The 12,528-nt window shown below is 46.4% G+C and carries 6 protein-coding genes; 2 read left to right on the forward strand and 4 right to left on the reverse strand.

The window, feature by feature from the left end; translation table 11 throughout:
* Positions 1 to 59: 59 nt before the first annotated feature.
* From ACTS60_RS20270 to ACTS60_RS20285, 4 genes are all read right to left on the reverse strand, one after another.
* Positions 60 to 509 (reverse strand): hypothetical protein, encoded by a 450-nt coding sequence (locus tag ACTS60_RS20270; RefSeq protein WP_440889724.1) that lies wholly within the window; start codon positions 507 to 509, stop codon positions 60 to 62.
* Position 510: 1 nt separating this feature from the next.
* Positions 511 to 2,871 carry an aerobic respiration two-component sensor histidine kinase ArcB gene (gene arcB, locus ACTS60_RS20275; protein ID WP_440889725.1) on the reverse strand — a complete coding sequence of 787 codons (2,361 nt, stop codon included), beginning with the start codon at positions 2,869 to 2,871 and terminating at the stop codon, positions 511 to 513.
* Between the two features lie 195 nt (positions 2,872 to 3,066).
* Positions 3,067 to 4,812 (reverse strand): diguanylate cyclase domain-containing protein, encoded by a 1,746-nt coding sequence (locus ACTS60_RS20280; RefSeq protein ID WP_440889726.1) that lies wholly within the window; start codon positions 4,810 to 4,812, stop codon positions 3,067 to 3,069.
* Positions 4,813 to 4,862: 50 nt separating this feature from the next.
* A complete protein-coding gene (locus ACTS60_RS20285; RefSeq protein WP_440889727.1) occupies positions 4,863 to 5,807 on the reverse strand; it encodes a TIGR01212 family radical SAM protein in 945 nt (314 codons plus the stop codon).
* Between the two features lie 553 nt (positions 5,808 to 6,360).
* On the opposite strand from ACTS60_RS20285, the gene gltB reads away from it, so the two are divergent.
* The gene (gltB, locus tag ACTS60_RS20290) at positions 6,361 to 10,899 is read left to right on the forward strand and encodes a glutamate synthase large subunit (RefSeq protein ID WP_440889728.1); all 4,539 of its coding nucleotides are present in this window, start codon (positions 6,361 to 6,363) and stop codon (positions 10,897 to 10,899) included.
* Positions 10,899 to 12,368, forward strand: coding sequence for a glutamate synthase subunit beta (locus ACTS60_RS20295; RefSeq protein WP_440889729.1), 1,470 nt, complete (start codon positions 10,899 to 10,901; stop codon positions 12,366 to 12,368). Before gltB ends, ACTS60_RS20295 begins: the two co-directional genes overlap by 1 nt.
* The last annotated feature ends 160 nt before the right edge of the window (positions 12,369 to 12,528 follow it).

Here is a 12,528-nt window from a genome sequence, read left to right on the forward strand (position 1 = left end):
ACAAACATTAAGGGCTTGCTCCATGAGCAAGCCCTTTTTTTATCTGGTACTTGGTAAGATCAGTACACTCTGTCGATTTTGATGTTTTTCTCAACTAGCCAGCCTGTTTTACCAGCATCATCCAATAGTAGTGCTAAATCTATCGGCTTCTCTGCATCAGCTTCAATTTGCCATACAAACGCAACTTCCCACTGGTTTTCACTGTGCGTTCTTAGCTCAAGAAGGTCGCCGTCAATCACCCATTCGGAATCTCCTTGCTTTAGAATTAGTGATTCCACGGTAAGGTTTGCTGGGAGATCTCTGTCTGCTTGCAAGTACAACGCGCCGTGTACGTTCTGTTCTTGAACTTCGCCGATCGTCGGCATCATGTTGACCCAAAGGTTACTTTTCAGTTCAACATTCACTTGATTCATTGTGATTTGGCTATCTTCTTGCCAGCCTACTTGTGGAGCAGAACTACAACCAGCCAAAAGAGCTGCGGCTAACGCTGCTGACGCAAATTTCTTCATGTTATTTCCTCTGTTCCAACCAACTCTTCAATACTTGAATATCGTTTCGATATTCGTTTTTAATCTCTTCAACCCAGTCTGAGATATTCTCCCACCAAGCAGGCATGTCTGGTGACTGTGCTTTCTGGGCGACACTTTGAATATGTTTGAGACCAATCGAGCCCGCTGCACCTTTAATTTTATGTGCTTCAGAGACAATGCCATCTTGATCTTTCGCCGTCATATTGGAATCCAAGACTTCAATATAATCTGGCATCATGTCTTCAAACATTTTGATGCTATCGTACACAGGCTTCACACCAACGATATCTACGTAAGACTCTAACATATCCAAATCCAACAAGTGCGTCTCAATCACTGGAGATGGTACAGATACCGTATCCTCTATCACTTTCTGGCTAACAATTTTTTCCTCTTGCCCATCAATGCGGTCAGCGAAAAATTTATCAATAACAGCTTGAAGAGCCTGCACAGCGAGAGGCTTACTAATCGCATCGTCCATACCATTATCTAAGTACTCACGGCGATCTTTCATCACATTCGCAGTTAACGCCACCAGCGGCGGTAGATTGTCGTAATGCTCACGGTAGTACTTAGCCACATCAAAACCAGTCATGTCTGGCAATTGGATATCGAGCAGAGCCAAGTCGTATTCATCAGGCACAAAATTCACCAATGCTTCTTCACCAGTCATGGCAACAGTGACTGAGTGACCTAGGCTTTCAAGTAAAGACTTCGCCACTGTCACGTTAAGCTCGATATCTTCAACCATAAAGATATTAAGGTGCACATTATCACGTTTAGCGTTGATAACTGGCTCTTCGATCTCAACAACTGGAACATGAATCGACACGGTGAAAGTACTGCCAAAGCCCTCTTCACTCGCCACCGTAATGTCACCATCCATCATATTGATTAACTGCTTCGATACCGCCAACCCAATACCAGTGCCAACGGCATGGAGGTTGTCTTTACCTGATTTAACTTGGTAATACATGGCAAAGATCTTTTCGACCTCATCCTCAGGAATACCAATGCCAGTGTCTTCTACCTCAATAATGATGGTTGCATAGTCTTCTTCAACATCTGCACTCACCGTCATTACGACGCCACCTTCTTTGGTGAACTTCATCGCATTGCTCACCAAGTTCCAAATAACCTGACGTAGACGGGTAGCATCCACTTCAATCGCTTTCGGCAACTCACTCAAACGTTCTAGGTCAAAGCGCAGCCCTTTTTGTTCTGCCATCAATGCTGAGATGCTTTCAATTTCTGCGACAAAATCTTCAAAGTTGAGTGGCACAGGTAACAGCTCCAGTTTACGACGGTCAAATTTGTCCATATCGATAATGTCGTTGAAGATGTTGCCTAGCGTAATCGCGCTCACATTAATGGTTTGCATGTGCTTACGCTGCTCTTCGGTCAACTGACTATCAAGCAGCATGCGACTCAAGCCGACAATGCCATTAAGTGGAGTACGTAATTCATGGCTGATGGTAGAAATGAAGGTGGTTTTATCTCGGCTGGCTTTTTCCAGGGACTCTTCGTGGCGCTTACGTTCCGTGATATCACGACCAAAACCGACCAAGCCAAGATGTCGGCCATCCTTGCTGTAAAATGGCACTTTGCGCAGTTCAAAATAGTGTTTACGCCCATCCGGGTAATCTAACCACTGTTCGTAGGTTAACGCCTGATTGTCAGCAAAGACTTTTTGGTCGGTATCCACAATATGTTCAGCCACTTCTTTACTGTAGACATCCCAAGGGCTCAAACCAACAAGTTGATGCTCTTTCTTACCTGTCAGCTCTTCCATTGCCCGGTTACATCCAGAGAAGACACCGTCAGCATTTCGGTAGTAAATGAGGTCAGGGGATGCATCAATAAAGGATCGAAGAAGAGCCGTTCGTTCAGCCAACTCAAGTTGTGTTCGCTCACGTTGGAAGACTTCATTTTCTAAGTCTTGCATCGCTTCTTCACGAGCCTCTTCTGCTTTAATACGCTCTTCAATCTCTTGATTGAGTTTTTCAATATTTTGCTGCAATTGAAAGTTGAGCTCTTGGTCGCGAGAACGCATATCTTTAAGTTTGGCGACTAACTTAGTCAGTCTTTGACGTGATTCTTCAAGCTGATCGACAACAACAGATAAGAAATAAACCGCCCACGGCGTAATCAGTAGACCAAAAAAAACTGACCGTACAATATCGATATCATCAACGCTGCCCTTCAATGCGAGCGTAATGCCGACTTGCACCACTACAGCTAAGGCAACAAGCGCCAATGCTAGCAATATAGAGAAACGGACAATCCCCAGTTTGACCAACAGATCAACGTAATACTGGGCGAGATTTTTCATGGGCTTCATTCACTACTCCATGGAACAAGCTAGGCACCTGACTTCAACTTACGTATCAGACAGATTAAGGTAAAGAGCATTGTTGCAACTAAAACAAGTCACAAGGGATATCACAGGCTTATGCTATGTTGTTCGCAGTTTAACGTGTTTAATACGGTGATTAAAACCACCCACTCTCAAGTTAGAGTAAGCGGTCACAAAGCGCTACAACGAGCTAGGGTGAATACGAGTACGGTTACGGCCATCTGCTTTTGCTTGGTATAGTGCACTGTCTGCCATGGCGACACCCATATCAGGCTCATCCCCATGCTGTGGCACATAGGAAACGAAGCCAATACTAACGGTTAGATTTTGGTCAGCACTAGAACTCATGTGTTCAATTGCAGCACGGTGAACTTGTTGATGAATACGCAAAGCGACTTGCTCAGCACCTTCAGTCGTTGTATTGGGCAGAATAAAGGCAAACTCTTCCCCACCATAACGCGCGACACAGTCTGAAGAACGGTTAACAACCGTTTTAAAAACATTAGCCACCTGAATCAGTGCTTCATCTCCTTTTTGGTGCCCATAGCTGTCGTTGAAATCTTTAAAGAAATCAATGTCACAAAGCATAATGGTCAAAGGAAGTTTTTCTCTAACGTGGTGATACCACAATGTCTGTAGCTGTTCATCAAAGCGACGACGGTTTGCCACCTGGGTCAAACTATCTAGGAAACTAAGCTTTTCTAGTTCAAGGTTGGCTTCTTCTAACTTCTGCTCGGCTAAGTATCGCTCAGAAATATCACGAGCCATAATCAGCACTCCGTTAGTCCCAGACGCTTTGTCTTTAAATGGTGATTTCACTACATCAAACCAAGTGTAATGCCCGTCCGATGTGAGAATTTTATCGATATATCTGACAGGTTCCGCATCGTTAAGTACTTGAACATCGCTTGCCTTTAAACGGAGATATAGTTCTTCAGGAATGACATCTTGAAGACGCTTTCCGATTAGCTCAGACACATCAGAAATGCCGAGAGCATTTACGAATGGCTTGTTACATGCCTGATAAACTAGATTTTCATTGAAGATACCAATCGAGTCAGGGCTTGCATCCAAAATAGTCTGCAAAATAGTATCGCGTTGAGCAAGGGCAACCTCAGTGTCCTTACGGCGCTCCATCTCATCTCGTAAGTTTTGCTGCATTTTATGCCACTCAGTGACATCATGACTGATAGATAAAGTACCAATCAACTCACCAACTTGTGAAACAAGCGCACTCTGGTTTACTTCTAAAAGACAACTTCGGCCATTCACATCAGTCGTCCAGCGTCGTTCTGTTTTTCTAGTTGCCAACGCATCATGAGGCGTAATACCAGCTTCTTCCCTTCTTCCTTCCCAAAATAAATCAAAAGCACGGTTAGTTGCTAAATGGTTACCTTGCTGATCCTGTAGACAAACCAACTCCGAAAGTGAATCTAATGCGGAGCGTGCCATATTTAACTCGGCTTGCTCTTGTTGGAACTCTATCGAGGTCACTTGATAAGGTTGAGCGTACAGGATCCAAACTCGATGTCCGTTGTAAAAGCTCTTTCTCCCAGACAACTCAACTCTGGTGCTTTCACTTTCAGATAAGTGCCAGTCAAACAGTTGCTGGCGAAATGAACGACTAGCAAAGCTAGACACTATGGTAAGTAAATCGTTTGTGCGAAAAGTAGCAGGATAGAGAAAACCCGTCCCTAGTGCGCGAATGCCCAGAAACTGTGTGGCAGAGTCATTGGCTAGCAGGATCTGTCCGTGCCCTGCATCAATAACAAATACAGAATATGGAGAATCAGTGATGAGTTGTTTGAGAGCTTGCTGATAGCGATAGTGGATAAGTGCTAAAACAGCCGCACTCACTATAGTGAGCAAAATAACGTATCCGTAGTCATTTTGCTCACTCCAAAGCCAAGTAAATAACTGATCCATTCTTCTGTTCCATTCCAATAACAGTGAGAAATATATCAGTTATTAATCAATCAATCTGCCTTTAATTCCGGCTTGGTATAGATGAAAGCATCACCAGTTAAGCTACCTTGTGAGCCTTCTCGATCCAATGCACGACCAATTTCGGTCATTGCTAACCAACGGTTTTCACACCACAGTGGCGAAAGCAGCGTAGGACGACGAGCCGCAGAAGATACGCGATGATAGATCACCTCTTTTGGTGTCATTCGAATCATCTCGCTGGCGATCGCAACATACTCCTCAAGCTCTGGTGCTTCGAGCTTTCCGGCACGCCACGCTTTTGCCATAGTGCTGCCATCAACAATATGTAGGCCATGTAACTTAATACCGTCAGTGCCGACATCCAGAACTTTTCGCAATGTTTCAACGTTGTCATCACGGGTTTCTTTCGGCAGGCCAACGATCAGATGCGTACACACCTTTATGCCTAGAGCTCGAGCACGTTTGGTGATCTCAGCGTAGCACTCAAAATCATGACCTCGGTTGATACGCTTGAGGGTGTCATTGTTGGCAGTTTGAAGACCTAGCTCTAGCCAAATCTCGTAACCTTGGTGCACGTAATCAGACAATAAGTCTAATACTGCATCAGGCACGCAATCTGGACGAGTACCCACGCAGAGACCGACTATATCTGCTGCCTTCAATGCTTCCTCATACATGTTTTTGAGGACTTGTACTTCTGCATAGGTACTGGTGTATGCCTGAAAATATGCTAGGTACTTCTTCGCTCGATGGATCTCTCCAGCACGATCTTTCAATTGTTCGTGAATACTTTTGATCTGGACTTCTTCATCGGCAAACGAGGCCACATTACAAAATGTGCATCCTCCTCGACCAATGGTGCCATCGCGATTTGGACAACTGAAACCACCGTGTAAAGTCAGCTTATGGACTTTTTCACCGTAACGACGCTGTAGATCTTGGCCTAGTGTGTTGACCAACTCATGTAACTGCATAAATTCTCACCAATAGTAAACCGTAATAAATCTCACTACGATCTATGTAACAAAATTACATCCCTGCAAGAAAAAACAAACGATTCTAGTTAATTCAAACAACCTGGTAGCGGAGCCAAATCAATAAAACTGCATAAAACCAACTCAAAACGTGCAATGTTGCGTAAATGTTAAACAAATAGTGCATATTTAAACGAAAAATTTGGGTCACAAAGGCGACTTTTCGTTGCATTCCGAAGTCACAAAATTGTAGGATACTTACACAACCCCGCCGTTTTTGTGACTTTTATTACAATATCAACGACGGGAATTGTCGGTGTTATCCCGCTCCCACCTATATAAGTCACTAAATTGTGGCAATAAATAAAGGGATATCACCAAGGATTGTTTTTCTCGCAAAATTTTTCCTGCGAGATACGGAAAGGAATCAAGACTGGTCAACCTCGGCCAGTGGCGAATCATAAATATAAAGGATAAGACGTGCAGAACGTCCATAGACAGCCAAGATCTGTCTGGGGTTCTTACGTCGACATTGAACTGGAAGGATGTATCTATGGTAGATAGAGAGCAAAATCCACAGGGTCTGTACACTCCGGAGCTGGAGCATGACGCTTGTGGTATCGGTTTTGTTGCTCACCTTAAAAACCGTAAATCTCATGAAGTAGTGACTCAAGCATTGGATATGCTGGCTCGCATGGAACACCGTGGTGGTCAAGGTTGTGACCCTTGCAGTGGTGATGGCGCAGGTATCTTGTTACAAAAACCTCATGAATTCCTATTAGAAGAAGCTGTTAAGCTAGGCATTAAACTGCCTTCGTTTGAAAAGTATGGTGTTGGTGTCGTTCTCTTCCCGAAAGACGAATACAAACGCGCACAGTGTCGTGACATTCTAGAGCGCAATGCCCAGCGTCTAGATCTTGAAGTTATCGGCTATCGCGTTTTGCCAACCGACAACTCAATGATCGGTGCAGACCCACTAAGCACAGAGCCTCAGTTTGAGCATGTGTTTATCTCTGGTGGCCCTGGCATCACACCTGAAGAGCTAGAGCGCAAACTGTACGTACTTCGTAACTACACAGTGCGAGTTTGCCTAGAAAGCGTTTCGAACATTGGTGACGACTTCTACATTAACTCAATGTCTTACAAGACATTGGTGTACAAAGGTCAGTTAACGACAGAGCAAGTACCTCAGTACTTCCTTGATCTACAAAACCCGACCATGGTGACCGCACTAGCACTGGTACACTCTCGTTTCTCTACCAACACCTTCCCGAAATGGCGTCTTGCACAGCCTTTCCGTTACATTGCCCACAACGGTGAAATCAATACAGTTCGCGGTAACTTGAACTGGATGAAAGCCCGTGAAGCAATTCTAGAATCAGACCTGTTTACTCAGGCTGAAATCGACATGCTTCTTCCTATCTGTCAGGAAGGCAGCTCGGATTCATCTAACTTTGACATGGCACTTGAGCTCCTAGTTCTTTCTGGTCGCAGCCTGCCACACGCATTGATGATGATGATTCCGGAAGCATGGCAAGAAAACAAAAACATGGATCCTAAGCGCCGCGCGTTCTACCAGTACCACGCGAACATCATGGAACCATGGGATGGTCCTGCTTCAGTATGTTTTACTGACGGTGTTCAAGTTGGTGCGACACTCGACCGTAACGGTCTGCGCCCTTCTCGCTACACAGTGACCAAAGACAACTTCCTAGTGATGGCATCTGAATCTGGTGTTGTGGATATTGAACCAGAGAACGTTGAGTTCCGTGGTCGTCTGCAACCAGGCCGTATCTTTGTTGCGGACCTAGAGCAAGGTCGCATCATCTCTGATGAAGAAGTGAAAGACACCATCGCAACAGCGCAGCCTTACGAGAAGTGGGTAGAAGAAAACCTACTGAGCTTGAAGAAACTGCCAGATGCGAGCAACCAGTTCAGTCAACCTTCTCCTGAGCGCTTGCTGCACCGTCAACAAGCTTTCGGTGTGAGCACTGAAGAAGTGAACGAAATCATCGTTCCAATGGCGAATGACGCGAAAGAACCATTGTCAGCAATGGGTGCCGACTGGCCTCTTGCGGTTCTATCTCATCAGTCTCAGCACCTTTCAAACTACTTCAAGCAGCTGTTTGCACAGGTAACTAACCCACCGATCGACCCGATCCGTGAGCGTATGGTGATGTCGCTGAACACGTACTTGGGTAAAGACCAAAACCTTCTGACTGAAACACCACTTCACTGTCAGAAAGTCGAATTGGAATCACCAGTTCTGGCGAACTCTGAACTTGAGAAACTGCGTGCGATCGATAACGAGCACCTACAAGCGAAGACGTTGGATATCGTATTCCAAGCCAATGAAGATCAAGGTAAGCTTGAGCGCGCACTAAAACGTATTTGCCAATACGCAGAAGACGCGGTTATCGATGGTTACTCAATCATCCTACTAACTGACCGTGCAGTGAACTCAAACCACGCGGCGATCCCAGCAATGCTGGCAGTTGGCGCAGTACACCACCACTTGATCCGCAAAGGTCTACGTGCGAAGTGTGACATCGTGGTTGAAACCGGTGACGCACGTGAGACACACCACTTTGCAACATTACTTGGTTACGGTGCGAATGCGGTTAACCCTTACCTAGTGATTGAAACCATCATTGAACTTCAACGTACTAAGAAGTTGGATCCAGAAGCGAACCCTCGCGATCTGTTCAACAACTATCGTAAAGCGATCAATGGCGGTCTTCTGAAGATCTTCTCGAAGATGGGTATCTCGACACTACAGTCGTACCATGGCGCGCAAATTTTCGAAGCTTTGGGCATTCACAAGTCTGTAGTAGATAAATACTTCACAGGTACGGTTTCCCGTATCCAAGGTCTCACCCTTGATGATATCGCCAAAGAAGTACTGATCCGTCACCGCATCGGTTACCCACAACGCGAAATCCCAATTCAAATGCTGGATGTTGGCGGTGTTTACCAATGGAAACAACGTGGTGAAAAACACCTATTCAACCCAGAAACCATCTCTCTACTGCAAGAGTCTACGCGCAACAAGAACTACGAGCAGTTCAAGCAATACGCAACAGCAGTAGATAAGCAAGGCGACAACGCGGTAACGCTACGTAGCCAACTTGAGTTCATTAAGAACCCAGCAGGTTCTATCTCTATCGACGAAGTCGAGCCAATTGAAAGCATCGTAAAACGCTTCGCAACAGGTGCAATGTCATTCGGTTCTATTTCTTACGAAGCACACTCCACACTGGCTGTTGCGATGAACCGCCTTGGCGCAAAATCGAACTCTGGTGAAGGTGGTGAAGACCCAATGCGTTTCGAACGCAAAGACAACGGCGATTGGGAACGCTCTGCGATCAAGCAGGTGGCTTCAGGTCGTTTCGGCGTAACTTCTTACTACCTAACTAACGCTGATGAGCTACAAATCAAGATGGCTCAAGGTGCAAAACCAGGTGAAGGTGGTCAGCTACCGGGTGATAAAGTGGATGACTGGATCGGTGCAACACGTCACTCGACTCCAGGCGTCGGTCTGATCTCACCACCGCCACACCACGATATCTACTCAATCGAAGATTTGGCTCAGCTGATCTACGACTTGAAGAACGCGAACCGCGCAGGTCGTGTAAACGTGAAACTGGTATCGGAAGCAGGCGTAGGCACGATCGCTTCTGGTGTAGCAAAAGCGAAAGCTGACGTTGTACTTATCGCAGGTTTCGACGGCGGTACTGGTGCATCCCCAATGTCTTCAATCCGTCATACAGGTCTTCCTTGGGAACTTGGCTTGGCAGAAACGCACCAAACGCTACTGAAAAACGGTCTACGTAACCGTATCGTGGTTCAAGCAGATGGTCAGATGAAGACACCTCGTGACCTTGCAGTCGCAACACTACTAGGCGCAGAAGAATGGGGCGTAGCAACCGCAGCGTTGGTGGTTGAAGGCTGTATTATGATGCGTAAGTGTCATAAGAACACCTGTCCTGTTGGTATCGCGACTCAAAACAAGACACTTCGCGAGCGCTTTGATGGCCGTGTAGAAGACGTCGTGACCTTCTTCCAATACATGGCACAAGGTCTGCGTGAAATCATGGCTGAACTTGGCTTCCGCACTATCGATGAGATGGTAGGCCAAGGTCAGAAAATGAAAGTTCGCCAAGATGTTTCTCACTGGAAATACAAGAACCTAGACCTGTCTCCTGTTCTACATGTTGAACAGCCACGCGAAGCGGACGGCGTGTTCAACCAAGCTGAGCAGAACCACAACTTAGAAGAAGTACTAGACCGTAAGCTGATTCAAGCTGCCATTCCTGCTCTCGAGAAAGGTGAAGCGGTGACTGCCGAATTCCCTATCGTTAACACGGACCGTTCTGCAGGTACCATGCTGTCGAACGAAATCTCGAAAGTGTACAAAGATGCCGGCCTTCCTCAACCAATGAACGTGAAGTTCAACGGCTCTGCAGGTCAGTCATTCGGTGCATTCCTAGCTAAGGGCGTGAAGTTCGAAGTGGAAGGTGATGCAAACGACTACTGGGGCAAAGGCTTATCTGGCGGTACCTTGGTGCTCTACCCTGACGCGAAATCAAGCATTGTCGCGGAAGATAACATCGTGGTTGGTAACGTATGTTTCTACGGTGCAACCTCGGGTGAGTCTTTCATTCGCGGTATGGCTGGCGAACGTTTCTGTGTTCGTAACTCAGGTGCGAAAGTAGTAGTAGAAGGCGTCGGTGACCACGGGTGTGAATACATGACAGGTGGTGCAGCTATCATCCTTGGCTCAACGGGTCGTAACTTTGCCGCAGGTATGAGTGGCGGTGTGGCTTACGTATGGGATAAGTCAGGCGACTTTGAGTCGAAACTGAACCCAGAGCTGGTTGACCTAGACCCAATCGAGCAAGAAGACAAAGATCTATTACTCGACATGCTAACCAAGCATGTTCAATTCACAGGAAGTGAAGTCGCTCAGTCTTTCCTAGACAACTTTGAAACAAGCCTAGCCTCTATGGTTAAGGTGATGCCGCGTGACTACAAAGCGGTTCTTCAAAAGCGTAAAGCTGAAGCGCAACAAACTGAAGCGGAGGCAGTGTAATGGGTAAGCCTACTGGATTTTTAGAGCATGGTCGTGAACTTCCACAGAAGATCGACCCAGCTGAACGTATCAAGAACAACAAAGAGTTCGTTCTGAACGAGGAGTTTGGTAGCAAAATCAATACTCAGGCTTCTCGTTGTATGGATTGTGGTGTGCCGTTTTGTCATAACGGCTGCCCTATCGGTAACATCATCCCAGAGTTTAACGACGCGGTTTATCGCGATAGCTGGGAAGAAGCATGGAACATTCTAAGCTCGACGAATAACTTCCCTGAGTTTACTGGTCGAGTTTGCCCTGCTCCATGTGAAAGTGCTTGTGTACTTGGCATCAACCAAGACCCAATCACCATCTGTAATATCGAGAAAACCATCGTAGAAACGGCGTATCGTGAAGGATACGCCAAACCAAAAACACCTCGCTCTCGCACTGGTAAAACCGTTGCGATCATCGGTTCTGGCCCTGCTGGCCTTGCGGCTGCTGAGCAGCTAAACAGCGCTGGTCATACTGTGACAGTATTCGAGCGAGACGAGAAAGTGGGTGGTCTGCTACGTTTTGGTATCCCAGACTTCAAACTGGGTATGGACGTGATTGATCGTAAGATCAACCTGATGGCAGAAGCTGGCATCGAATTCAAAGTAAACCAACACGTTGGTGTTGATGTGAATGCTCAGCAACTACGTCAAGAGTTCGATGTGGTTCTACTGACTGGTGGCTCAACGGTTCCTCGTGATTTACCAGTTCCAGGTCGTGAGCTGAAAGGCGTTCATTTCGCTATGGAATTCCTTGGTCAAAACAACCGTCGTGCCAACAACATGGATCTTAAGGGTGAAGAACTTCACGCCGCGGGCAAACATGTTGTGGTTATCGGTGGTGGTGATACCGGTTCTGACTGTGTTGGTACCTCTAACCGTCATGGCGCAGCAAGCATCACTCAGGTTGAAATCATGCCGATTCCACCAGAGAAACGCCCTGCAAATATGCCATGGCCACAGTACCCGATGATCTTGCGTACTTCGACATCTCATGAAGAAGGCGTTGATCGTCACTGGAACATCCTGACCAAAGAGTTCGTTGGTAATGACAAGGGTGAAGTCACTGGCCTTCGTCTTGCTGATATCGTTTGGCAAGATGCGAAACCAGGCGAGCGTCCAAGCTTTAAAGAAGTAGAAGGCAGCGAGCGTGTGATTCCATGTGATATGGCATTCCTAGCGATGGGCTTCCTGCACCCAGAACCAACGGGCGTACTTGCTCAACTGGATATCGCGCTAGACGATCGCGGTAACGTAGCAACTCAAGGTTTTGCTACCAACCAAGAAGGCGTATTTGCAGCTGGTGATATGAGAACAGGACAATCTCTGGTTGTTCGTTGTATCAACGAAGGCCGCGAATGTGCCCGTGCTATCGATGATTACCTAATGGGTGGCACGAACCTAGAAGCAAAAGCAGATTCACTGATGCTTTCAGCTTAAAGGGAGTGCGCTCACTTCCTCTTTTCGAGGCATAAACCCAGCCATCAGTACTATCGATGGCTGGTTGTCAGGAAAGAAAACAGTTCCTTCCAACCTTTTTATTTTGACCAGCATTTTGTGCTGGTCTTTTTTATGCCCGCCAGAATCAAATGTTACTTTT

Origin of the sequence: Vibrio sp. WZ-1 (assembly GCF_052037695.1) — a bacterium.
Taxonomy (GTDB): Bacteria; Pseudomonadota; Gammaproteobacteria; order Enterobacterales; family Vibrionaceae; genus Vibrio.

Bases quoted from the DNA above. Each gene is read 5' to 3' on its own strand.
- ACTS60_RS20270 (WP_440889724.1), bottom strand. From the start codon at position 509: ATGAAGAAATTTGCGTCAGCAGCGTTAGCCGCAGCTCTTTTGGCTGGT.
- arcB (WP_440889725.1), bottom strand. From the start codon at position 2,871: ATGAAGCCCATGAAAAATCTCGCCCAGTATTACGTTGATCTGTTGGTC.
- ACTS60_RS20280 (WP_440889726.1), bottom strand. From the start codon at position 4,812: ATGGATCAGTTATTTACTTGGCTTTGGAGTGAGCAAAATGACTACGGA.
- ACTS60_RS20285 (WP_440889727.1), bottom strand. From the start codon at position 5,807: ATGCAGTTACATGAGTTGGTCAACACACTAGGCCAAGATCTACAGCGT.
- gltB (WP_440889728.1), top strand. From the start codon at position 6,361: ATGGTAGATAGAGAGCAAAATCCACAGGGTCTGTACACTCCGGAGCTG.
- ACTS60_RS20295 (WP_440889729.1), top strand. From the start codon at position 10,899: ATGGGTAAGCCTACTGGATTTTTAGAGCATGGTCGTGAACTTCCACAG.